Here is a 23,041-nt window from a genome sequence, read left to right as displayed (position 1 = left end):
CTGTCGGATTTGCTGGAGGGCAGACGCGGTAGCCGTGCCTGCTTCGCGGCTACGACACGGGCGGACAGGGCCAGTGCCGGAGCGATGCGGCGGGGCACCAGCAGCAGACAGTAGATTTCTCAGTCGGCGCGCCGGATTTCGTGCGAGCCGATGGTGCGGTGCGGCGCCTCCTTCGAAATGACAGACCGGCGCGTGCGCAGGGGATTCTTAAACACACTCTGAGGCTGAGAGGGTGTTGCCAAACACCAAACTCACAAAGAAACGATGACTTCCTGAGGGAGCGCACCACACGTAACCAGAAGCCACACAACCGCCTGCGCGCGACCGAAGGACCTGCTCTCCGGCCAGGCGGGGCCGGCTCCATGCCGCGGGACCAGCCCCGTCGTTCTGCTCGCGAGGTCCTTCGGTCGGCGCCAAAGTCCATCGTACCCGCAGGTTGCGTAGCGGCGCCTCCCTCAGGAAGTCAATCGCGGGGAAGCCAGGATTCTCAGTACGGCGGGTCGGCCGGACCTTCGTAGCCGCAAAGGCCCATCCGCGGCGAGTTCACCAGCGCGATGGGATCGCCGTAGTCCTCGTGCGGATGCGTGTTCGCGTGCGCCTCGCACAGCACGGGGTTCTCTCCGGTTTCGATGCACTCCATGCACAGGTGGGTGCCGGGCTGGCCGCACTCCTGGCAGGTGCTCGGCGGCAACTCGTTGCGCGCCATCAGCGTGATGGCGTGCCGGCTGAGCGGCTTGCCGGTGCGTGCGCCCACCGCCTTTACCAGCGTCACCGACTCCGTGCCGAAGTCGTAGATGTGCGTCAGCTCGGTTTCGGGGAGAAACGCGTCCTGCGCCTTGCGCGTCATCCCCATCTTTTCGCCGCCCCATCCGCCGCGGCTGAACTCGCTCAGGTGGCCGCAGCACTCCAGCCAGATGGCGCGCAGGTAGCCGTCCAGCTGCTTGAGCGTCGCCGTTCCGCGCATCTCCAGGTGCAGCCAGAACTCGCCGCCGTGCGCGTCCTGCACCTGCAGGTGAATCAGCGTCTCGTCCTTGCCCGCGCCGGCATCCGCCGTGTCCATGGCGGTCTTGCGCGCGGCGCACGAGCGAAGGTGGCGCGACATGCCGCCGCGCGTGGCCCGCTTGCCGCAATAGGCGCACGCGCCCTCGGTCTTTCCGCTCGCGTTCATCGTCCCCCCGTCCGATAGGTCTTGTTTACTTCGGGTACTTTCCCCCAAGATAAACGGCTCTCTTCCGGAGGGCCAGATGCACGTCGCGAACAGATGCGGAGGCACGGAAGCGCCGCGCCGGCTATCTTGCCGCCCCCGAACGCGAAGCCGGGGCGTGCTGATGAGATTGTGGATCGATGCGGACGCGGCGCCGCGGACTCGTTCTGCGTGAGGAGGCGAGAAAGATGAATCCACCCGCTCTTGGCGACGTGATCGCCGAACGCGAGTTGGAGGTCGACGGTGCCGCGGGTGCCGTCGTACGGATCGGAAGACCGACGCCGGATCCGGCCGAAGGGGGAGACTGGCGCTGCCCGTTCCAGATCGTGGGCCTGGGTGACGAAGCGGTGCACGAGGCATTCGGGATCGATGCCGTGCAGGCACTCCAGCTGTGCTTGCAGATGATCGACATCCATCTGGCGAGTGCGCGTGGTGCCCGCGAGATTACCTGGCTGGGCGGCGCGGACCTCGGCTTCTTCCCGATCGTCAACCTGGCCGATCCGCTGGAGATCGATCCAGACGAGGCGTGAATGCGGACGGATGGCGGGCTCCGCCGGCCGGGATGAGAGCACGAAGCGCGTGCCTGTGGAATCGTCCTTCAACCGCTCCTGAAGATGGATCGCACGTGAAGCTGTGGATCGACGCGGACGCGGCGCCGCGCGACGTAAAGGAGATCGTCTACCGCGCGGCGAAGCGGCTGGAGTTGCAGACGGTGCTGGTGGCCAACCAGCGGCTGCCGGTGCCGCCCGGCAACCCGTACGTGAGCGCCGTGCGCGTGGAGGGCGGCCCGGACGTGGCCGACCGCCACATCGCCGACAACGCCGAGCCCGGCGACGTCGCCGTCACCGCCGACATTCCGCTGGCCGCGGCGCTGGTGGAAAAGCGCGTGCTGGTCATCGACCCGCGCGGCGAGGAGTACACGCCCGACAACGTGGCCGAGCGGCTTTCCGTGCGCGACTTCATGGACGGACTGCGCGGCAGCGGCGTGGAGACCGGCGGCGCGCGCCCCTACGGCGACCGCGACAAGCAGGCGTTCGCCAACTCGCTGGACCGCGTGCTCACCCGGGCCATGCGGGCGCGCTGACCGGGCGCGATCCGCGTCCATCGAGGAGCATCACGCGGAGGAAAAGCGGGAGGGCGCGGAGAACCCGGCGGTTCTCCGCGCCCTCTCGTGTGTCCGGCACCTTCCGCGTTCCGTGCAGGGAGGCGTCAGGGCACCGCCTCGGTGTAGGCTGCGTGCGCGGCATCCACCACGCCGCCGGACGAGGGATAGGCGACGATCAGGTAGCGTGTGCCGGCGGTGGTCTGGAACGCCTGGTTCACCTCGCCGATGTCCGTGTCCGAGACCTCGAAGGTGCCGGACGTGAGGTTGTTGAAGGCCGTCGTGCTGCTGCGGATCTCCACCGTGACCTCCCCGCCGTCCACCGCCAGGGCGCGCGCCTCGTACAGGCCGGGCGAGCCGGCGACCCGCTTGCGCACGCTGACGATCACCGCGCGGTGGCTGGCCCCGCCGGACAGGCTGGCGGTCGTCTCCTGGGCCCGCGGCTGCCGCGCGTTCTGCGCACCGGCGCGGTCGGACGCGGTGGCGCTGTCGCACGCCGCCAGGGCCAGAATCGCTGCCAGCGTGAACATCTTCTTCATCGTTCGGCTCCTTGTGAGTGATATCGACGACGTAAGGACGGACCAGCCCGGTCCCCCCGCCCGCCCCGGCCACACCGCGAGGCGTGCCCATCCACCGCGAGAGCGAATCACTGCCTCACTCGTCTCTCTGCAGGGATTTCAGGACGATTTCGCTGCGCGTGGGCTGCAGAGAAGCTAGCCGCGGGCGGGGCGATGGAGATGGGTAGATTGACCCGGCCGCGCGGAATGCACAGAGCCGGCGGAGGATTGCCTCCGCCGGCTCCGTTCGCACTTCTGCACTCCGCTATCCGCGCGTCAGCGTCCCCTCCGCGGTCACGTCCGTCGCTTCCTTCCGCCATTCGTAGCGCAGGCGCCCGTCGGACATCGGTGTCAGGGTGATCGTCCCCTCGTCCTCGCAGGGGCCGTAGGTGATGTCCTCCTCCACCTCCAGCCAGTTGGCGCCCGCCGAACGGAGCAGCAGCACGCCCCCGCATTCCAGCGAGGGGTAGGAGATCGTCCCCACCTGCTCCACCGGTCCGCCCACGATGACGGCCTGGATGCTCCACTCTCCCGGCCGGTCGCTCTGCGAGCCCGTGCCGTTCCACGTGCCGATGAACTGCACCGGCACGCCGGCCGCGCCGCCCATCCCCGTCGCGCACCCCGCCAGAGCCAGCAGCGCCCCGGCGGCCACCATCCTGTGTCGCATCGTCAATCTCCTCGCGTGATCGGGCGCTGCAGGTCAGGCGTCATCGGGCACCAACTCGCACAGCATGGCATAGGCGGCGACCTGCTCCACCGTGCGGGTGCCGTCGCGGGAAAGCCGCGCCTCCACGCATCCGAAGTGCGCCCGGAACAGCATGCTGCCGCGCCGCTCCAGCGTTCGCGCGTGCGGCCCCAGCACCCGCTGTGCATCGCCGATAGGGCGTCCCAGCACGTCAGGCGTCACGGTGCCGCGGAAGCGCCTGCGCACCTCGATGTAGTTGCGGCCGGTGTAGAAGAAGAAGTCGTGGTTCAGAAAGAACACGCCGCCGCCAAAGTTCATCTCGCTCGTCTCCTCCGATTCGCCGGTGGCGCAGGGCAGGCGCCGCTTCACCTCGTCCATCGTGGCCGTGGGCGCCACCCCGTTCAGCGTCCCCCGCACCAGGTCTAAGCGCAGGGAGGCGCACGGGTCCGCGGCCACGGCCGCCGGAGCGGACGCAGGCGCGGACGCAGGCACGCGCGCCGGCTGCGATGTGCACCCCGCGCAGAGGACCATCACGACCAGTGCGGCGGTACAGCGTCTCGGCATAATCGGAAGGCGGATCGGCTGGGGAGGGGGCGGTGGGAGCGCGAGCCTCTGCGTCGCTGCTGAATCTACCCGCCCGCGCGGGCGCATCAAACCAAACGTTTGTCTTGAAAGCGGGTTTCGTAGCGTGGAGCCTGGGCGCGGGAACGTCAGGCCAGCACGCGCAGCCGGCCGGGAAACAGCTCGATCACCAGCTCGTGGGCGTCGTCGGCGATGATCTCGCCGTCGGCGTGGACGGGAAGCGGGTCGGGGCTGGTGACGCGGACGCGGGTGCCGCGCAGCATGGTCACGCAGCTGGCGCCGGTGTGCGTGCCGCGCATCACCTGGGGAAGAAAGCGCAGGATGCCCAGCGTCCCCAGCCCGGTGCACGCGCACACGTCCAGCACGCCGTCGTCGATCCGCGCGTCCGGGCAGATCCAGAACCCGCCGCCGTGCCGCCCCCCGTTGCCGATGGTGACCAGCGTCATCGGCCCGTCGGAGACCTTTCGTCCGTCCATCTCCACCGTCATGTGCGGCGGGCGAAAGGTGCGCAGCACGCCGGCCAGGGCGTTCAGGTACATGGCCAGCCCGCGAAAGCGGCGGCGCCGGTCCACTTCGATGGCCACCTGCGCATCCAGCCCGATCCCCACGCCGTTGGTGAACCACTCCGCGCCCACGCGCCCCACGTCCACCGCGCGCGGCTCGGCGGAGGTCATCCCCCGCACCGCCGCCGCCGCGTCGTGCGGCACGCCGGCCAGCTTTGCGAAGTCGTTGCCGCTGCCCACGCCCACGATGCCCAGCGGCACGGACGCGCCGCCGTCGGCCGCGCGCATCAGCCCGTTCACCACCTCGTGCACCGTGCCGTCGCCGCCCACGGCCACCACGGCGGGCCACCCCTCCCGCGCCGCCGCCTCCGCCAGCTGCGCCGCGTGCCCCCGCCGCGTAGTCTCCACCAGCGTGATGGATGCGCCCGCCTTCGCCATCTCGCGCTCGACGACGCCGCGGACGCGCGCGGCGGCGCCTCGCCCGGCGGCGGGGTTCAGGATCACGTAGAAGCGGTCGATGGGCATGGGGAGCGGCGGGATCGATGCGGGAGGGCGGGCCGCGCGGCGGGACTGCGCCGTTGCAGCCGGCAGGCAGGCTGCCATAGGGTGACGCCGCGCGGTGGGATTGTCAATCAGCATCGCCGCAAGGGCGAATGAATTCGCAGCAACAACCACACGACGTCCGCCTTCGCGGACAGGCGGCGACGGAGTAGCCGCGATGTCCTGCACGTGGCTGCTGGTGAGGACCCAGCCGCACCGAACCCCGCGCTGTTTGCGGGGCTTTCCGCGGTCGTTGCGGCGAGCAGCAAGTTCACTCGCCCCGCGAGACGCCGTCGCCGAGCCTGAAAACCCTCGGTCTCCCAACCTCCCCCAGCAGTTTTGGGGGAGGTGCGAGCCTAAGCGAGCGGAGGGGGCGCCGCGGACGCAGACCACAGCCCGTCGCGACACGGCCCAACCGGATACCGCCCACCCACCGCGCCACCCAGGCGAATGAATTCGCGGCTGGGACCACGCGATGTCGGCCTTCGCCGACGGGTATGTGCCGCGCCGCGTGTTGTGGTGTGCCGTGGAAGCCCCGCGCGGTTTACGAAGTTTTCCGCGGTTGTTGCGGCGAGCGGCGGGCTCACTCGCCCCACGAGAAGACGCCGTCGCCGAACCTGAAACCCTCGGCATCCCAACCTCCCCCAGCAGTTTTGGGGGAGGTGCGAGCCTAAGCGAGCGGAGGGGGCGCCGCGGACGCAGACCAGAGCCCGTTGCGACACGGCCCGACCGGACACCGCCCACCTCGCCGGCCTTCGCCGACGGGTGTGTGCCGTGCGGCATGCGGCGGTGTTCCGTTGAAGCCCCGCGTCGTTTGCGGGGCTTTCCGCGGTCGTTGCCGCGAGTTCACTCGCTCCCGAGAGGCACGGCGCGGCCTTGCCCCCACCGCCGCGGGTTCCATACTCTCGTAGCATCTACTTTCGCACTCTCGCACTTCCGCACTTTCGCACTCCCCATGCAGCCCTTCACCATCGACCCGCAGATCCACCGCGCGCAGACGCTGCCGGCGGAGATGTACGCCTCGCCTGCGTGGTACGCGCTGCAGAAGGACCGGGTGTTCGCGCGCAGCTGGCAGATGGTGCGCGGCGCGGAGCGGGTAAAGGCGCCGGGGCACCTGCTGCCGTTCACCGTGCTGGAGGGGTGCCTGGACGAGCCGCTGGTGCTCAGTGCCGGCGACGACGGCGTGCTGCGGTGCCTGAGCAACGTGTGCACCCACCGCGGCACCGTGGTCTGCGAGGGCGAGACGCACGCAAAGCACCTGCGCTGCCGCTACCACGGCCGGCGGTTCGCGCTGGACGGCAGGATGACGCACATGCCCGAGTTCGACGGCGTGGAGAACTTTCCCTCGCCGGCGGACGACCTTCCCCGGCTGCCGCTGGAACGCTGGGGACCGCTGGCGTTCACCTCCATCGACCCCGCCTGCGGCTTCGACCAGTGGATCGGGCCGGTGCGCGAGCGGGTGGGATTTCTGCCGCTGGACGAGTTCGTCTTCGATCCGGGGACTTCGCGCGACTACCTGATCCGCGCCAACTGGGCCCTGTACGTGGACAACTACCTGGAGGAGTTCCACATCCCGTACATCCACGCCGGCCTGGCCGACACACTGGACTACGCCACCTACCGAACCGAGACCTTCGACTGGTGCAACCTGCAGCTGGGCACCACGAAGAACCGCGACGAGGCGTTCGACCTTCCCGCCGGGCATCCCGACGCGGGGACGCTGGTGGCGGCCTACTACTGGTGGCTGTTCCCCAACCTGATGCTGAACTTCTATCCGTGGGGACTGTCCGTGAACCTGGTGCAGCCGCTGGCGCACGACCGCACCCGCGTCTCGTTTCTCTCGTACGTGTGGGACGAGTCGAAGCGCTCAGGCGGCGCCGGCGCGGACCTGCACCGCGTGGAGATGGAGGACGAGGAGGTGGTGGAGGCCGTGCAGAAGGGCGTGAAGTCGCGCCTGTACCACCGCGGCCGCTACTCGCCGCGCCGCGAGGTGGGCACGCACCACTTCCACACCCTGCTGGCGCGCGAGACAGGGGACGCAGGAGGATGATGGGCGGGCCTCGCCATCGTCCTCGAACGAAAAGATGCGTGGGGAGAAGCGCTACGGTGCACCTCCGCCGATGTGCTTCAGAGGCACATCTGTCCCTCGCAGTACGTGTACATCGCAGTGGTGCAGGGCCTGAATGAGTCGTAGGTGGTGCCACAGCCCAGGCAAGTTTCGTCATCGCATGTGTAGCCGCACGTGCGGGGGCAGGTCGCGCCGGCACAGGTGAAGTCGCAGCTATTGCACGTCTGGTCGCACGTGGGGCAGCCCGGGCACGTGCACTGGGTGTAGCAGGTGCACTGCTCGCCGATCACCGTGCCCCTCGGCTTTTGCGTGGCGGTGGTGTCGAAGCTGTCGACCGACAGGTCTTCCAGGTTCAGCGTGAGCTTGCCGCGCATGATGTCTCCAGCGTGGAGTGAGTGGCGCCGCCGAGCGGACCGGTGAATGAAAATGACCGCCGCCAAGGAACAGTACTGATTTGCAGGCGAGGCGCCGGTGCGGCGCCCCGCCTGTGGTGCATGCTCAGCAATAGTCCAGGGTGTTGGGCTCCGTGCACGTGATGTAGCACGTCTCGCACTTGCTCGGCCGGCACGACACGTAGCAAGTGTCAGCGACTCCGCACGTCGCATCGCACGAGCCGTCACAGGACTCGTAGCAGCTCGGGCACCCGGGGCAGGTGCACTGGGTCTGACAGGTGCACGGCTCCTGCTCACCGAAGACGGTACCCTTCTCCTGCTGGACGACGGTGGTTTCGAAGCTGTCTACGGAGAGATCTTCCAGGTTCAGCGTGAGCTTGGTGCGCATGTGATCCTCCAGAAATGATGGGGTGAGGAGGCCGCTCAGCTACTGCTGGACGGCCTCGAACGTCACGACAGGATCGCCAACGATTGCGGCCCGTGGGGGGGTGCGCCCGTGCAGCGCCCCGCCACGGTGGATTACGCGCACATGTAACCGTTGCAGGCCGAATACAGCACGGTCGGGCAGGGCTGCCGGCTGTTGCAGACGTCGCTGTAGTTGCACCCGCTGCAGGTGTTCACGCAGCTGGCGTCGTCGCAGGTGTACGCGCAGGTGTTGGCGCACGTGTTGTCGCAGGTGCCGTTACACGAGGCGTAGCAGGTGGGGCAGCCGGGACACGTGCAGTTGGTGTAGCAGGTGCACTGCTCGCCAAAGACGGTGCCCCTGGCCTTCTGCGTGGACGTGGTGTCGAAGCTGTCGACCGACGTCTTCCAGGTTCAGCGTCAGCTTGCTGCGCATGATGTCCTCCGTGGTGTGGTGAAGCGGATGCCGGCCCGCGCTCGCGGGCCGGTGGAACTACCGCTGCAGATGCCTAGATTCCGCAGCAGAGCTCCATTCCGCAGTTCGTCTGCTGGCAGGTTTCGTTGATGGGGCAGCAGTTGGTGTCGTAACAGGAATACGCGTCCGTTCCGCAATTCTGGCACGTGCCGTTGCAGCTGGCCGCGCAGGTGGGGCAGGCCGGGCAGGTGGCGTCGTCGCACGTGTAGGCGCAGGTGTTGTCACAGGTGGGGCAGCCGGGGCAGGTGCAGTTGGTGTAGCAGGTGCACTGCTCTCCGAACACCGTGCCCTTGGGCTTTTCTGCGGTGGTGGTGTTGAAGGACTCGACGGTCAGGTCTTCCAGGTTCAGCTTGAGCTTGGCTTGCATGGCATCCTCCATGGTGTGGGATGAGATGTCGGCCGCGGGCGCGAACCGACGCAAACGGCCGTGCCGCGCAGACTGCGGGGGGTGCGTCCGCGGGTTTCCATCACAGGCAGGCGTACGGAGTGCAGCCGCTGTAGAGCGGATCCGTGTTCCCGCGGCAGTCCGCGTAGTTGCACGAAACGTATTCACAGGTGCCGTAGCAGCTCGCACCGCAGCTGGCGCCGGCGCAGGTGCCGTTGCAGCTGGCCTCGCACGTGCCGCCGCAGGTGCCGTTGCACGAGGCGTCGCAGGTGGGGCAGCCGGGACACGTGCACTGCGTGTAGCAGGTGCACTGCTCGCCAAAGACCGTGCCCTTTGGCTTTTGTGTAGCGGTGGTGTCGAAGCTGTCGACCGACAGGTCTTCCAGGTTCAGCGTGAGCTTGCCGCGCATGATGTCCTCCCGCGTGGAGTGAATGGCGCCGGCCGGGCGGACCGGCGAACGGCGGGGCCGAAAATGACCGCCGCCAGGGAACGATTCCGGCCAGTGGCGAAGGGCGCCTGTGCGGCGCCCCCGCCACGAGGCATCAGTAGCAGTCGTAGCCGTTGCAGGCCGAGTACAGCGCGGTCGGGCAGGGCTGCCGGCTGTTGCAGACGTCGCTGTAGTTGCACCCGTTGCAGGTGTTCACGCAGCTGGCGTCGTCACAGGTGTACGCGCAGGTGTTGGCGCACGTGTTGTCGCAGGTGCCGTTACACGAGGCGTAGCAGGTGGGGCAGCCGGGACACGTGCAGTTGGTGTAGCAGGTGCACTGCTCGCCGAATACGGTGCCCTTGGCCTTCTGCGTGGACGTGGTGTCGAAGCTGTCCACCGTCAGGTCTTCCAGGTTGAGCGAAAGCTTGCCGCGCATGGGTTCTCCCGGGTGTGGCGAGGTGGGGGCCGGCGTCGCGCTCGCGATCCGGCGAAAGGCGGCACGGCCCCGTGGCCGTGCCGCTCCGGATCTTAGTACGGGCAGCAGACCTCTCGGCCGCACCCGGTCTGCAGGCACGTCTCTTCGACGGGGCAGCAGTTGGTCTCGTAGCAGGAGTACCCGCCCGTTCCGCAGTTGCAGGTGCCGTTACAGCTGGCCGCGCAGGTGGGGCAGTTGGGACAGGTGGCGTCGTCGCACGTGTAGTTGCACGTGGCGTCGCAGGTGGGGCAGCCGGGGCAGGTGCACTGCGTGTAGCAGGTGCACTGCTCACCGAAGACGGTGCCCCTGGCCTTGTGCGTCGAGGTGGTGTCGAAGCTGTCGACCGACAGGTCGTCCAGGTTCAGCGTCAGCTTTCCGCGCATGCCATCCTCTACGAGACCAGGTAAGCGTGCCGGCCCCGCGACGTGCGGGACCGGCGCTGGGCGTTACGGGCAGGCCGCGCCGTTGCACGCGGACTGGTACTGGGATCCGCAGCGGATGCCACAGTCCGTGAAGTAGCACGAGTACGCATCCGTGCATCCCACGCAGCTGGCGTCGTCGCAGGTGTTGGCGCACGTGTTGTCGCAGGTGCCGTTACACGACGCATAGCAGGTGGGGCAGCCGGGACACGTGCAGTTGGTGTAGCAGGTGCACTGCTCGCCGAAGACGGTGCCCTTGGCCTTCTGCGTGGAGGTGGTGTCGAAGCTGTCGACGGACAGGTCTTCGAGGTTCAGGCTGAGCTTGCTGCGCATGGTGCCCTCCCGGTGTGGTGGGGTGGATGGCCTGCACCGCGGGGGCGGGGCGTGCCGCGAACGGCATGGCCCGGACGGGCCCGCCGCTCAAACCGTCGTCGGGCGGGGGCGCCGAAGCCCCCGCCCGTGGTGCATCAGCAGCAGACCTGCCTGCCGCACGCCGAGTAGGCGCAGGTGTTCTCGATGGGGCAGCAGTCGGTGTCGTAGCACGAGTACCCGCCCGTGGGGCAGTTGCAGGTGCCGTTGCAGCTGGCCGCGCAGGTGGGGCAGTTGGGGCAGGTGGCGTCGTCGCAGGTGTAGTTGCACGTGGCGTCGCAGGTGGGACAGCCGGGGCACGTACAGTTGGTGTAGCAGGTGCACTGCTCGCCAAAGACGGTGCCCTTTGCCTTCTGCGTGGCGGTCGTGTCGAAGCTGTCGACCGACAGGTCGTCCAGGTTCAGCGTGAGCTTGCTGCGCATGGTGCCTCCGCGGGCGGTGGGTAAATGGCCCGGTCCCCAGGAGCCGGGCAGGCGGCAACGTACAGTCTGGCCGGGCGCTCAGGCGGGCGGGGGCGCCGGGGCCCCCACCCTCGATACCGTTACGCGCAGCAGAAATAGTTGCCGCAGTTGGTCTGCAGGCAGGTCTCGTTGACGGGGCAGCAGTCGGTGTCGTAGCACGAGTAGTTGCCCGTGGGGCAGTTGCAGGTGCCGTTGCAGCTGGCGGCGCAGGTGGGGCAGTTGGGACAGGTGGCGTCGTCGCAGGTGTAGTTGCACGTGGCGGCGCAGGTGGGGCAGCCGGGGCACGTGCAGTTGGTGTAGCAGGTGCACTGCTCGCCGAAGACGGTGCCCTTGGGCTTGTCGGTGGCGGTGGTGTCGAAGCTGTCTACCGACAGGTCGTCCAGGTTCAGCGTGAGCTTGCCGCGCATGGGATCCTCCAGGGTCAGGTGGGCTGAGATCGCCGGCCCGCGCCCGCGGGACCGGCCGGAATGCGTCAGGGACAGATGTAGTTGCCGCAGCGCGTGGCGTTGACCGAGCAGTCGCAGTCGGTCTCGTAGCACGTCCAGTTGCAGGTGCCGTCGCACGTGTTGGCGCACGAGGCGTCGTCGCACGTATACGCGCACGTGTTGGGACACGTGTTGTCGCAGGTGTAGCACCCCGGACAGCTGCAGTTGGTGGGGCAGGTGCACTGCTGCTCCCCCAGCACCGTGCCGCGCTGCGCCGCCGGGCTCGCCGTGTCGAACGACTCTACGGCCAGCTGCTCCAGTTCCAGCCTGAGCTTGTTCCGCATGGTGTCCTCCAGCATGGTTCGGGGTGGATTGCCGGCGCCGCACCCGCGGCACCAACGCAAAACGGCCGCACCCCATAGGGGCGCGGCCGCTCTGTTCAGACGTGCACCAGCCCCGCCGCGCAACAACACGCGCAGGCCCCGCGCGCACATGCGCGAAGGCGGCAACAGGGCGTGTGAATGCAGAAGCTTTGTGCAAGCATCGGCGGATTCCGGAACGCTGATGTCCGTGCGTTCACGCAGACCGGCGCCAGGGCAGACGGCGGAGAGCGAACGCTGTTCGGCAAATTTCCTCCGCGCACCAGGACCAGCGCGCGGGAGCAGGGAAACAGATGCCTTTTCACGACACGCAAATAAAAGACCGAAATAGATTGTTGCCCCAAATGCACGATTGTCGCAAAGTGTTACTAAATCTTCTATAGATTGGGGGCTTCAGGCACAGACGGAGACGCGAAGAGAAGGTGGATTCCCGTTCTCTCTCCGCGCCCCCGCGCCTCTGCGTGAGGCAAGTCTTTTACGGATCAGTGGGACCGGGATGGAACGTGGACCCTTCAGCCGCTGAGAGGGTGTTGCCAAACCCCCAAACTCACACAGAAGCGATGACTTCCTGAGGGAGCGCACCACGTGTAACCCGATTCCACACAACCGCCTGCGCGTGACCGAAGGACCTGCTCTCCGGCGAGGCGGGGCCGGCTCCATGCCGCGGGACCAGCCCCTCGGTTTGTGCCAGCGAGGTCCTTCGGTCGGCGCCATGGTACAGTGTACAAGCGAGTTACGGGGCGGCGCCTCCCTCAGGAAGTCAATCACGCGGGGAGGTTTGGCAACGCCCTCTGAGGCACGGCAAAAGCCCCCGCGACCGCACGAAGTGCGATCACGGGGGCTTGCGGACGGCCCCACCGCGCGGGCCCGGTGGGCTTTGCCAGGGCGCCGCGGGATGAAGCGTCGCGGGACCGGTAGTCCGGTCGGGCCGGCGGAGCGGGCCACGCGCGGTGGGGCCGTGGATGCACGATGCATCCGCCTACCCCGCCGCGCAAGCAAACGTTCGGCGCGGACAAAAGAAGGGCCGGCGGACGAATCCGCCGGCCCCTTTTTTCTCTCCGCGCCTCTGCGCCTCTGCGTGAGGCGAGCCCTTCCAAGGCCTCGATCAGACCGCGCCGGCCATCTTTTCCGCGTGCTTGTGCGTGCCCAGCAGTTCCTGCGCGACGATGTAGCCGGAGCCGCCGTTGATGCCGTGGCCGGGCCAGGTGGCCGCGCCCAGCATGTGCACGTTGGGGACGGCCGTGCGGTGGCTGGGCTGGCCCGGCAGCGGGCGGAACAGGTAGCTCTGCGACACGTCGTGCGAGCCGCCGTACGGGTCGCCCGGGCCGCTGTTGGGGTTGAACGCCGCGATCTCGGCGGGCGAGATGACGTGCATCCCCAGGATGGCGCCGGGCACGTTGGGCAGGTGCTGCCCCACGATGCCGATCAGCCGCTCGGCGAACCGCTGCTTCAGGTCTTCCGTCCAGGTGCCGTTGCCCACCTCGATGGTGCCGGCCGCGTCGCCGCGCGGGCGGTTGGGAACCTCCAGCACCTGGATGCGCATGATGGCCCTGCCCTCGGGCGCGCGCGACGGGTCCAGGTTGGTGGGCACGTCGATGGAGATGGCCGGCTCCGAAGGCAGCCAGCCGTTCATCGCCTGCGTCACGTGCATGGCTGTGTCGGCCAGCGAGCGCGCCAGGTGCGGCTGCCCCGCCTGCGCCATCCGCGGGTCGTTCCAGCGCGGCGCCTCGCTCAGCGCCAGCTGAATCTGCACGCAGCCGCGTCCGTAGCGGTACTGGGCGGCGCGCTTCACCAGCGGCGCGGGGACGGCGGCGTCGGCCAGCAGCTTCAGGTACATCTGGTCGGGCCCCACCGAGGCCACCACCGTGTCGGCGCCGATCTCCTCGCCCGTGGCCGTGCGCACGCCCACGGCGCGCCCCTGCCGGACGATGATGCGCTCCACCGGCGTGCTGGAGCGCACCACGCCGCCGCGGTCTTCGATCAGCCGCACCAGCGCCTTGGCCAGCATCTCGCTGCCGCCCACGGGAAGGGCCATGCCGCCGCCCATCAGCGCCATCAGCGTCAGCGGCACCCAGAAGCCGCCGTTGGCGCCGTCCGGCGTGCGGCCCAGGTGCATCACCCACGGCGCCACCATCGCCTGGAACACGTCGCTCCGGAAGCGTCCCTCCAGCACGTCGCGCGCGGTGGTGAAGAAGTCGGCCGCGAAGTCGGTGTAGCCCGGCGCGTCGGGGTTCACCATGAGCCGGCGGATGATCTTTTTTGCCTCGCCGCTGGCCAGGTCCAGGTTGAACAGGCCGAACACGTCACCCGCGTGCGCGCCGAACTCCTGCATCATGGCGCCGAACGCGGCGCCGTCGCCGGGGGCCAGCCGCTCGCACTCGGCGATCTGCTCGCCCATGTCGCGGCAGAACACGGCGGTGCGGCCGTCGGGGAGCGACACGCCCGTGGGGTACGGCGTGTTGCGGTACTGCAGCCCGCGCTCTTCCAGCTCCGGCCCCAGCTCGGCGTAGGCGGCGCCGGTCAGGAACAGCGGGTGCGCGGCCGAAAAGGTGTCGTGCTTGAAGCCGGGGAGGGTGAGCTCGTCGGTGCGGACGAAGCCGCCGGGGCGGTCGTTGCGCTCGAGCACCAGCACGCTGCGGCCGGCGCGGGCAAGGTACGCGGCGGCCACCAGCGCGTTGTGGCCGCTGCCGATGAATACGGCGTCGAACTTCTCCATGGGTGGATCTCCGGAATTCGAAATCAGGTTGCGCGAAGAGAGGCCGCGCGCGTGGCGGCCTCGGTATGGTGTGCCAGGACGTGTGGTCTGGATGGCGTCTGGCGGGGAGGATGGACTACGGCGGGAAAGTTATGAAAAACGCCGCACGTTTACCAGCCCCACCCTGCCGATGGCAACTGGTGTTCCGGGTCGAACGGCGCAGTGAGAATCAACGCAAATCGTTGGTTTCAATCAAGATGCGGGATAACGAGAAGGTATGGAACTTGGGGATGTATGGGGATGCGGCGCCACAGCCGGGACGCGCGCGCCGCAGCGCATCCCGGCGGGAACTGGCGTTGGCGGCACCGGGGCTCATCCCTCGTCCCGGAGCCTGCGGCAGTGTGGCTTACTCGTTGGCCAGATCCAGTTCCACCGGCTGCTCCACCCACACGTCTACCGGCACGTTCTCGATCGTGGCCGCGCGAAAGCGCAGGCGCCGCGCCACCCGCAGAATCGCACTCTCCGCGTTGCCGTGCGTGCCGGGGAGCTTGAACTCGGCGTGCGCGACCTCGCCGTCGCGCGTCACCAGCATGACCAGGTGCAGAGAAACACGGCTGGTGCCCGCACCCGGCGTGGAAAACCGGCCTGGGAGGGCGCGGGCCAGATCGCGCATGAACCCGGTCGGGTTCAGGAGGACCGGAGTGCACTCGACGGTGGCGCTGTCCGGCGCTTCGCGAGCGTCCAGGCGAAGGTTGACCAGGCCGTCGCGCCTGGGCCAGCGCGCCAGCAGCTCCGCGTTCCGGGCCATCACGGTGCGGGACACATCATCCGGCACGTTCGAGCGGAACGACCACACGCGGCCCTCCTCCAGGCGCCGGTCGCGCAGCTGAACCAGGACGACCCCCGCGGGCTGGGCGATCCCCGCCGCGCGCGCCGCCTCCCGCACATCGTTCTCCAGCGCCCCCCGGATGTCACGGACAGCCTGCTGCGAGTCGCGCTGGGCTTGGCTGTACCGCGCCCGCCACGCCGCCTCGGACTGCGCAGCCTCGCAGTTGACGGGGAGCGACCCTGCGGCCTGGGAATACGCCGGCGCACCCGCCGCCAGACAGAGCACCATCGGAATCAAGAATTGAGAACGCATACGTCTCATCGAAGGACAGGAAGAGAACGGGCGAACGCCTGGGAACCCGTATGGGGCCAATCGCCATACGCGATTTCTGACCTGAAGGTTTTGCCTCTGGATTTTCTGTGCATTCCGAGAAGGGCAATTCACGCAGAGTACGCGGAGTTAGACCGAGAGTACGGGGACGACAGTCTCTGCGCACCCTCTTTTTACTCGGCCTCACGGCCGCGGTATGAATGAAACGCGGGCAGGGCGCAGGACCTGCCCTCGGGTGAAGTAGCCGGTGTGGTTCGGGGGAGGGGGCGGCCCTCCTCCGGCACTCCCTCCTTTTCCGGCGGCAGCATCCAGCCCGGCTGAATGGGCGAGAGAGCCACTACCGGGTCACCGTGCCTCCAGTACGACCGGCTGCACCACCCAGATGTCGACCGGCGCGCCATTGAGGATGGCGGGCAAGAACTGCATCCTTCCGAACAGCTGCTGCGCGAACAGGTCTACTTCCGTACTGCCACTGGTCCGCGCCAGCTCGGTATACACCACCTGCCCGTTCCGTAACACCAAGGCACGCACATGGGCGCGCCTCGACCGCTAATGGGATGATGAACGGCGAACTCCATCGTCATCTGCCGAACCTCGGCTTCATTGAGGATTTCCGGGCTGCAGGTCGTCACCCAATCCCCCACGCGTAGCGAATCCTCGGGGGATGGCTCGAGCCGCGTGCTCCCTTCCCCCGCCGCGAGTAGGGATACGCGGCCAGCAGGGGTGCGGCGCGAGTCAGGCCCTCTGGCATCCACATGCGCCCGGTTCGCTCCGGGAAATCGTACCGCACCATCACCACCCCTTCCGGCGCGCCCCCCGCTTCGCCAGCGCTGCGCACCAGATCTTCGCGGATCGTGCTTACCATGTGATCCCAAAGCGAATCACGCCGGACCTGAGCTCGGGAGCGGCGTTGCTCGCGATGCCGCTCGGAGTCGCACGTACGTCCCGCATGCCACGGAGCCCCCCGACCGCGCCCATCTACTACAACATTGCGTAGCAGATGAGGGAACATTATGCTGAAGAGTCGGGGCGTGTTCCCTTCAAAGCGTGCCGTTCATCAGCAGCGGCGCCACATTGATTTCCCACTCCAGGACGAAACCAATGAACAACCCTATCGCCTCCTATCAGGCCCAGAGCGGTTCCTATCCGGTCGGGTCGAGCAGCAACAACTTCGTGACCATCAACATCCCCTTCGATCCACCGCTCCAGCTGATTCCCTTCGTCACCGCGAACGCCGTCCTCGATCCCGCCTGGCCAAACATCCCCGACACTTTCGCCGTCTCGGTGTTCAACGTGTCTAAAACCGGCTTTTCGGTGAACATCTACCGGGTTGACAACCTCATCAACGTGATCAAGGGGGGCGACCCCGAGGGCTGGGCCCAGAACCTCCAGCTCGGGTGGATCGCCTACGCCGACTGACGGTCCCTCCGCCACACCAGGGGGCACGCCCCCCACACAGCCGCCGACACAGAGCAGGCCCGGCCGATCCACGGCCGGGCCTGCTTTCTGTTCGCTGACGCAAACCCGCGTCGGGCCCGGCATGCGCAACAGCGAACCGCGCTGGAAAACGCGGCACGTCCCCGCGGGGAAACTCCATCCACAACGGCCCAGCCTACGCCGTGCGCGCCTTGCGCCCGCGCGGTTTGGGGCCGGGGGCGGGCGCGGGGACCTGCTCCGGCGTGACGTTCAGCATCGGCGCCAGGAAGTGGCCGGTGAAGCTGCGCGGGTTGGCGGCCACCACCTCCGGCGGACCCTCGGCCACGATCTCGCCGCCCTTGGGGCCGCCCTCCGGCCCCAGGTCGATGATCCAGTCCGCCGTCTTGATGACGTCCACGTTGTGCTCGATGACCAGCACAGTGTTGCCGCGCTCCACCAGCCGGTGCAGCACCTCCAGCAGCATCCGCACGTCCTCGAAGTGCAGCCCGGTGGTCGGCTCGTCCAGGATGTAGAAGGTCTGCCCCGTGGCGATCTTGCTGAGCTCCGTCGCCAGCTTTACGCGCTGCGCCTCGCCGCCGGAAAGCGTCGTGGCCGCCTGGCCCAGGTGAATGTAGCCCAGCCCCACGTCCGACAGCGTCTGCAGCTGGCGCTTCAGGCGCGGCACGGCGTCGAACACCTCGCACGCCTCGTCCACCGTCAGGTCCAGCACGTCGGCGATGGAGTGGCCCTTGTAGAACACCTCCAGCGTCTCGCGGTTGTAGCGCCGGCCGCGGCACACCTCGCACGGCACGTAGACGTCGGGAAGAAAGTGCATCTCGATCTTCACCAGCCCGTCGCCCTGGCACGCCTCGCACCGCCCGCCCTTTACGTTGAACGAAAAGCGCCCGGGCGTGTAGCCGCGCATCTTGCTCTCCGGCAGCTCCGCGAACAGGTCGCGCATCACCGTGAACAGCCCCGTGTACGTCGCGGGGTTGGAGCGCGGCGTGCGGCCGATGGGGGACTGGTCGATGTCCACCACCTTGTCCAGCAGCTCCATCCCCGTGATGCGGTCGTGCTGCCCGGGAACCGTCTTGGCGCGGTAGAACTTGCGGCCCAGCGCGCTCCACAGGATGTCGTTGATCAGCGTGGACTTGCCCGACCCCGACACGCCCGTCACCGCCACGAAGCAGCCGAGGGGGATGCGCGCGTCCAGGTTGCGCAGGTTGTGCTCGCGGGCGTTGTGGATCACCAGCTCGCGCCCCTCCACCGGCACGCGCCGCTGGGCGGGGATCTCGATGCGCCGCTCGTTGCGCAGGTAGGCGCCCGTCAGCGACTCGGGCTCGGCGATCACGTCGTCCACCGTGCCCTTGGCGATCACCCGGCCGCCGTGGCGCCCGGCGCGCGGGCCCAGGTCCAGCACGTAGTCCGCCGCGCGGATGGTGTCCTCGTCATGTTCGACGACGAGGACCGTGTTCCCCAGGTCGCGCAGCGCCTTGAGGGTTTCCAGCAGCCGCTGGTTGTCGCGCTGGTGCAGGCCGATCGACGGCTCGTCCAGAATGTAGAGGACGCCGACGAGCCGCGAGCCGATCTGCGTCGCCAGGCGGATGCGCTGCGCCTCGCCGCCCGACAGCGTCTCGGCGCTGCGCCCCAGCGTGAGGTACTCCAGCCCCACGTTCACTAGGAACGACAGCCGCTCGCGGACCTCCTTGAGGATGGGCCCGGCGATGTCGCGCGAGATGTGCGGCAGCGTGTCGACGATGCCGAAGAACTCCAGCGCCTCGGCCACCGGCAGCGACACCACGTCGCCGATGGACCGCCCGCCCACGGTGACCGCCAGGCTCTCCGGGCGCAGGCGCGATCCATGGCACACGCCGCAGGAGAGCGTGCTCATGTACTCCTCCAGCATCTCGCGGACGCTGTCGCTGCTGCTGTCGCGGTAGCGCTGCTCCACGTCGCGGATGATGCCGGCCCACTTCACCTTGCTCCTGGGCGCCTTGGACGCGGCCTTTCCGTTGGCCCGCGACTCCATGCCGTACATCAGCACGGCGCGGATGTCGTCCGTCAGCTCTTCCCAGGGCGTGTTCAGGTCGAAGCCCAGCGCCGTCGCCAGCCCTTCCAGGATCGTCCCGCGCAGGTGGCCGCGCGGCACGCCCCAGGGCAGGACCACGCCTTCCAGGATGGAAAGGGAGTGGTCCGCCAGCACCAGCTCGGGGTTGGGCTCCTTGCGCGTCCCCAGCCCGCCGCACGCGGGGCAGGCGCCGTACGGCGAGTTGAAGGAGAACTGCCGCGGCTCCAGCTCGGGGATGTTGATGCCGCACTCCGCGCAGGCGTAGTGCTCGCTGAACAGCTCCGGCTCGGGATCCACGGCGTCGGGCGTGTGGGCGACCACCTGCACCACCCCGTCCGCGTTGCGCAGGGCCGTCTCCACGGCGTCGGCGATGCGCGAGCGGTTTTCGCCGTCTACGGCCACCTTGCGCTCCACGTAGATGCTGATGTCGTGGTTGGCGCGGCGGGCCAGCGCGGGCGGCTCTTCGAGCCGGTGGACGGCGCCGTCGGTGCGGGCGTGGGTGAACCCCTTGCGCCGCATCTCTTCGAACAGGTCGCGGAACTCGCCCTTGCGGCCGCGGACGGCGGGGGCCAGCACCTCCAGCCAGGTGCCGGCGGGCAGGTCCATCAGCCGCTCCACGATCTGCGTGGCGCTCTGCCGCTCCACCGGCTTGCCGCAGCTGGGGCAGTGCGGGGTGCCGGCGCGGGCCCACAGCAGGCGCAGGTAGTCGTACACCTCGGTGACGGTGCCGACGGTGGAGCGCGGGTTGCGGCCGGCCGTCTTCTGCTCGATGGAGATGGCCGGCGAAAGACCCTCGATGGAGTCCACGTCGGGCTTTTCCATCATCCCCAGGAACTGCCGGGCGTACGCGGAAAGCGACTCCACGTACCGCCGCTGCCCCTCGGCGTAGATGGTGTCGAAGGCGAGCGACGACTTGCCGCTCCCGCTCAGCCCCGTGATGACGGTGAGCTTGTCGCGCGGGATCTCGACGTCGACGTTCTGCAGGTTGTGCTCGCGGGCACCACGGACGATCAGGTTTTCTTCAGCCATCCCGAAAAGTTACCGCAGAGAGCCCCCTTATTCAACCGTCCGGGACCGCCCCCGCCAAAGTCGTTCCCGCCCGCCCCCTCCTCCCCTTCCCCTCCTCCTCCGGCGGCCGCGGGCACCGGTGGCCCAATCCGACCGCTGGCCCACCGCGGCCGCGACAGCCATCGGCGGAGCGGGCGCCCCAAAGTATGAGAATAACGACGTCAAATGATTCTCAGCCGGGACGAACGGCGACCGCCTTCAGCGACGGCCGCTCCGCCGAGGGGGGGAACCGGCCGGGTGCAGCATCCGTTTATTCCCGATTTTGGTGGATTCGCCCGGCCGCGAAGCGTGGCGGCGCGGAGTGCGCTGTCGTTCCGGGAGCACGGATTTCGCCACATTGTCCAGTTTTCGCCGCTTGTCACAAAACGTTTGGTTTCGGTCAGAAGCCGGTGGGATGGTGCGTTGCCTTGGTGAACGGACGCGGGGCCGCCGAGGCGACCACACCCGTTTCACCCGTCTCTCGAAATGCACCCCCGGCCACGAGGCCGGTCCGCAAAGCCAGGATTCTTTTAGGGCCATTAAAAGACAGTCCGGCTGCCGAAGACGGCGCGCGTCGGCGCCCGCCGACGTTCCCATCCCACCCCCGAAGGAGTTGCCCCATGAAGCGGTACACGATGTTGTCGGCACTGCTGGTTGCCGGTACCCTGGCTGGCTGCGCGGACGTGGCGGGTCCCGCCGCGACCGCCGCGCCCCGCTCTCCCGCCCTCTCCCTTGCCCAGGGAAACGGGCAGCACGTGGTGGTCTTCAAGGGCAGCGGCATTCCCGCCGGCTTCGCGGCCGAGGTCGCGGCGCTGGGCGGCACGGTGACCTACGCGCACGCCGGGGTGGGCTTCGCGATCGTCAGCGGACTGGGCGACGCGGCCGCGGCGCAGGTGGGCGGGATGGGCGGCGTGTCCGCCGTGCAGGCGGACGAGGTGTTCCAGCTCGAGTCCACGGGGGCGGCGGCCGAGGCCGGCCTTGACCTCGTGGCCGCGAGCCAGGCCGATCCCGCGACCGCGGCGCGCTACGGGTTCCAGTGGAACATGCGGCTGATCAACGCGGACGACGCGTGGGCCGCCGGAAAGCTGGGCTCGCCCGGCGTGACCGTGGCCATCCTGGACTCGGGGCTCGACTACGACGCGCCGGACCTGAACGGGCTGGTGGACCTGTCGCGCTCGGCCTCGTTCGTCCCCTCGGACGACGCGATCACGGCGGCGTACTTTCCCAATCGCCACCCGATCAACGACTACAACGGGCACGGCACCAACGTCGCCACCCAGGTCAGCAGCAAGGCGGTCGCCCTTGCCGGCGTGACCTCGCGCACCACGCTCATCGGCGTGAAGGTGCTGGGCGCCAACAACCGCGGCTCGCTCGCGGGCGTCCTTGCCGGGGTCACCTTCGCGGCCGACCAGGGCGCCGACATCGCCAACCTGAGCCTGGGCGGCGGCTTCACCAAGGCCGGCAGCGGGGCTTTCGTGGGCCTCATCAACCGCACCCTGGCCTACGCCAACCGCCAGGGAATGCTGATCGTGGTCTCGGCCGGCAACGGGGCGGCCGACCAGGACCACGATGGCAATTTCTCGGTGCAGTACTGCGGGGCGCCGCACGTGGTGTGCGTGTCGTCGGTGGGGCCGGCCACGGGGATGCTTGACCAGGACGCCCCGGCGTTCTACACCGACTTCGGCCGCTCGGCCATCTCGGTGGCCGCCCCCGGCGGCAACGCCGACGCGGCGAACGGCTTCCCGGTGTCGGCCCGTCCCTGGGGCCCCGACTTCGCCTCGCGGGTGTGGTCGCTCTGCGCCAAGTACCGCATCGCGGGCTTTGACGCAACGGGCGCTCCCGTCCTCACGCCGTGCGCCGCCGGCAACCGCCTCAACGGCTTCGTCGGCACCAGCCAGGCGACGCCGCACGTGTCCGGTCTGGCCGCCCTGCTCATCGCCGAGCACGGCTACAGCAAGCAGCCGTCCGTGGTCAGGCACGCCATCGAGCGGTCGGCCCTGGACCTGGGCCAGACGGGCACGGACCCGTACTACGGCCGCGGGCGCATCGACGTGGCGCGGGCGCTGGGCCTGTAGCCTTCGCAGGGCCGCTGCACTGAAGCCGAACGCGGGCGGATCCCATCCGGGGTCCGCCCGCGTCGCGTTCGATCGATTCCGCCGCCGGGCACGGGTGAATGAATTCGCTGCAACAACCACACGAAGCCCGCCTTCGCGGGCTGGCGGGCGCGTCGTTCGGGCAAGGGCAGGTGCGCGTGGCGGGGGCCCTCACTCGCTCGCCCGGCCCAGGCGAATGAATTCGCGGCTGGGACCACGCGATGTCGGCCTTCGCCGACCGGTGTGTGCCGCGCCGCGTGTTGTGGTGTGCCGTGGAAGCCCCGCGCGGTTTACGGGGTTTCCGCGGTTGTTACGGCGAGCGGCGGGTTCACTCGCCCCACGAGAAAACGCCGTCGCCGAACCTGAAACCCTCGGCATCCCAACCTCCCCCAGCAGTGTGGGGGAGGTGCGAGCCTAAGCGAGCGGAGGGGGCGCCGCGGACGCAGACCACAGCCCGTCGCAGCCACCTTGGCGAATGAATTCGCGGCTGGGACAACGCGATGTCGGCCTTCGCCGACGGTATGTGCCGCGCCGCGTGTTGTGGTGTGCCGTGGAAACCCGCGCGGGTTACGGGGTTTTCCGTGGTTGTTGCGGCGAGCGGCGGGTTCACTCGCCCCACGAAAGACGCCGTCGCCGAACCTGAACCCCTCGGCATCCCAACCTCCCCCAGCAGTTTTGGGGGAGGTGCGAGCCTAAGCGAGCGGAGGGGGCG

At 68.7% G+C, this 23,041-nt stretch carries 23 protein-coding genes and 1 riboswitch; of the genes, 5 read left to right on the top strand and 18 right to left on the bottom strand.

Going from position 1 to position 23,041, the window contains the following annotated elements; all coding sequences use genetic code 11:
* Positions 1-487: 487 nt before the first annotated feature.
* Positions 488-1,168 (bottom strand): hypothetical protein, encoded by a 681-nt coding sequence (locus VGC13_RS09545; RefSeq protein WP_331125013.1) that lies wholly within the window; start codon positions 1,166-1,168, stop codon positions 488-490.
* Between the two features lie 224 nt (positions 1,169-1,392).
* Here VGC13_RS09545 and VGC13_RS09540 point away from each other — a divergent pair, with 224 nt between their 5' ends.
* Positions 1,393-1,734, top strand: a complete 342-nt coding sequence (locus tag VGC13_RS09540) for a DUF6968 family protein (protein WP_331125012.1) — start codon at positions 1,393-1,395, stop codon at positions 1,732-1,734.
* Between the two features lie 95 nt (positions 1,735-1,829).
* Complete coding sequence (locus VGC13_RS09535) at positions 1,830-2,288, top strand: YaiI/YqxD family protein (protein ID WP_331125011.1); 459 nt, start codon at positions 1,830-1,832, stop codon at positions 2,286-2,288.
* Between the two features lie 125 nt (positions 2,289-2,413).
* On the opposite strand, the gene VGC13_RS09530 is transcribed toward VGC13_RS09535, so the two are convergent.
* The 4 genes from VGC13_RS09530 to VGC13_RS09515 form a co-directional block, all read right to left on the bottom strand.
* Positions 2,414-2,845, bottom strand: coding sequence for a hypothetical protein (locus VGC13_RS09530; RefSeq protein ID WP_331125010.1), 432 nt, complete (start codon positions 2,843-2,845; stop codon positions 2,414-2,416).
* A gap of 283 nt (positions 2,846-3,128) precedes the next feature.
* Entirely contained in the window at positions 3,129-3,530 is a 402-nt protein-coding gene (locus VGC13_RS09525; RefSeq protein ID WP_331125009.1) for a hypothetical protein, read from the bottom strand.
* Positions 3,531-3,563: 33 nt separating this feature from the next.
* The gene (locus VGC13_RS09520) at positions 3,564-4,040 is read right to left on the bottom strand and encodes a hypothetical protein (RefSeq protein WP_331125008.1); all 477 of its coding nucleotides are present in this window, start codon (positions 4,038-4,040) and stop codon (positions 3,564-3,566) included.
* A gap of 218 nt (positions 4,041-4,258) precedes the next feature.
* Positions 4,259-5,158: a diacylglycerol kinase family protein gene (locus VGC13_RS09515; protein WP_331125007.1), complete on the bottom strand. Its 900-nt coding sequence runs from the start codon at positions 5,156-5,158 to the stop codon at positions 4,259-4,261.
* 970 nt (positions 5,159-6,128) lie between these two features.
* Here VGC13_RS09515 and VGC13_RS09510 point away from each other — a divergent pair.
* Entirely contained in the window at positions 6,129-7,223 is a 1,095-nt protein-coding gene (locus VGC13_RS09510) for an aromatic ring-hydroxylating dioxygenase subunit alpha (protein ID WP_331125006.1), read from the top strand.
* 77 nt (positions 7,224-7,300) lie between these two features.
* Here VGC13_RS09510 and VGC13_RS09505 read toward each other — a convergent pair whose 3' ends face one another.
* The 12 genes from VGC13_RS09505 to VGC13_RS09450 all read right to left on the bottom strand — a co-directional run bounded on the left by VGC13_RS09505 (position 7,301) and on the right by VGC13_RS09450 (position 16,236).
* On the bottom strand, positions 7,301-7,615 hold the full coding sequence (locus tag VGC13_RS09505; protein ID WP_331125005.1) for a hypothetical protein: 315 nt from the start codon (positions 7,613-7,615) through the stop codon (positions 7,301-7,303).
* Positions 7,616-8,544: 929 nt separating this feature from the next.
* Positions 8,545-8,877: a hypothetical protein gene (locus tag VGC13_RS09500; protein WP_331125004.1), complete on the bottom strand. Its 333-nt coding sequence runs from the start codon at positions 8,875-8,877 to the stop codon at positions 8,545-8,547.
* Positions 8,878-8,977: 100 nt separating this feature from the next.
* Entirely contained in the window at positions 8,978-9,304 is a 327-nt protein-coding gene (locus VGC13_RS09495; RefSeq protein ID WP_331125003.1) for a hypothetical protein, read from the bottom strand.
* Between the two features lie 133 nt (positions 9,305-9,437).
* Positions 9,438-9,758, bottom strand: coding sequence for a hypothetical protein (locus VGC13_RS09490; RefSeq protein ID WP_331125002.1), 321 nt, complete (start codon positions 9,756-9,758; stop codon positions 9,438-9,440).
* A 92-nt stretch (positions 9,759-9,850) separates the two neighbouring features.
* Positions 9,851-10,180 (bottom strand): hypothetical protein, encoded by a 330-nt coding sequence (locus VGC13_RS09485; protein ID WP_331125001.1) that lies wholly within the window; start codon positions 10,178-10,180, stop codon positions 9,851-9,853.
* Positions 10,181-10,243: 63 nt separating this feature from the next.
* Positions 10,244-10,549 carry a hypothetical protein gene (locus tag VGC13_RS09480; protein ID WP_331125000.1) on the bottom strand — a complete coding sequence of 102 codons (306 nt, stop codon included), beginning with the start codon at positions 10,547-10,549 and terminating at the stop codon, positions 10,244-10,246.
* A gap of 134 nt (positions 10,550-10,683) precedes the next feature.
* Positions 10,684-11,007 (bottom strand): hypothetical protein, encoded by a 324-nt coding sequence (locus VGC13_RS09475; RefSeq protein ID WP_331124999.1) that lies wholly within the window; start codon positions 11,005-11,007, stop codon positions 10,684-10,686.
* A gap of 119 nt (positions 11,008-11,126) precedes the next feature.
* Positions 11,127-11,453: a hypothetical protein gene (locus VGC13_RS09470; RefSeq protein WP_331124998.1), complete on the bottom strand. Its 327-nt coding sequence runs from the start codon at positions 11,451-11,453 to the stop codon at positions 11,127-11,129.
* A gap of 65 nt (positions 11,454-11,518) precedes the next feature.
* Positions 11,519-11,815: a hypothetical protein gene (locus tag VGC13_RS09465; protein WP_331124997.1), complete on the bottom strand. Its 297-nt coding sequence runs from the start codon at positions 11,813-11,815 to the stop codon at positions 11,519-11,521.
* A gap of 1,141 nt (positions 11,816-12,956) precedes the next feature.
* Positions 12,957-14,567, bottom strand: a complete 1,611-nt coding sequence (locus VGC13_RS09460; protein ID WP_331124996.1) for an NAD(P)/FAD-dependent oxidoreductase — start codon at positions 14,565-14,567, stop codon at positions 12,957-12,959.
* A 385-nt stretch (positions 14,568-14,952) separates the two neighbouring features.
* The gene (locus VGC13_RS09455; RefSeq protein ID WP_331124995.1) at positions 14,953-15,663 is read right to left on the bottom strand and encodes a hypothetical protein; all 711 of its coding nucleotides are present in this window, start codon (positions 15,661-15,663) and stop codon (positions 14,953-14,955) included.
* Between the two features lie 387 nt (positions 15,664-16,050).
* Positions 16,051-16,236: a hypothetical protein gene (locus tag VGC13_RS09450; protein WP_331124994.1), complete on the bottom strand. Its 186-nt coding sequence runs from the start codon at positions 16,234-16,236 to the stop codon at positions 16,051-16,053.
* A 570-nt stretch (positions 16,237-16,806) separates the two neighbouring features.
* Here VGC13_RS09450 and VGC13_RS09445 point away from each other — a divergent pair.
* Positions 16,807-17,124 carry a hypothetical protein gene (locus tag VGC13_RS09445; protein WP_331124993.1) on the top strand — a complete coding sequence of 106 codons (318 nt, stop codon included), beginning with the start codon at positions 16,807-16,809 and terminating at the stop codon, positions 17,122-17,124.
* A gap of 193 nt (positions 17,125-17,317) precedes the next feature.
* Here VGC13_RS09445 and uvrA read toward each other — a convergent pair whose 3' ends face one another.
* Positions 17,318-20,218, bottom strand: coding sequence for an excinuclease ABC subunit UvrA (gene uvrA, locus VGC13_RS09440; RefSeq protein ID WP_331124992.1), 2,901 nt, complete (start codon positions 20,216-20,218; stop codon positions 17,318-17,320).
* Positions 20,219-20,713: 495 nt separating this feature from the next.
* Positions 20,714-20,799: riboswitch (cyclic di-GMP riboswitch) on the top strand.
* A 57-nt stretch (positions 20,800-20,856) separates the two neighbouring features.
* Here uvrA and VGC13_RS09435 point away from each other — a divergent pair.
* A complete protein-coding gene (locus tag VGC13_RS09435; RefSeq protein ID WP_331124991.1) occupies positions 20,857-22,311 on the top strand; it encodes a S8 family serine peptidase in 1,455 nt (484 codons plus the stop codon).
* Positions 22,312-23,041 lie beyond the last annotated feature (730 nt).

Origin of the sequence: Longimicrobium sp. (assembly GCF_036399255.1) — a bacterium.
Taxonomy (GTDB): domain Bacteria; phylum Gemmatimonadota; class Gemmatimonadetes; order Longimicrobiales; family Longimicrobiaceae; genus Longimicrobium.
The sequence above is the reverse complement of the archived record's forward strand: the minus strand, read 5'-3'. Positions and strand labels throughout refer to the sequence as shown.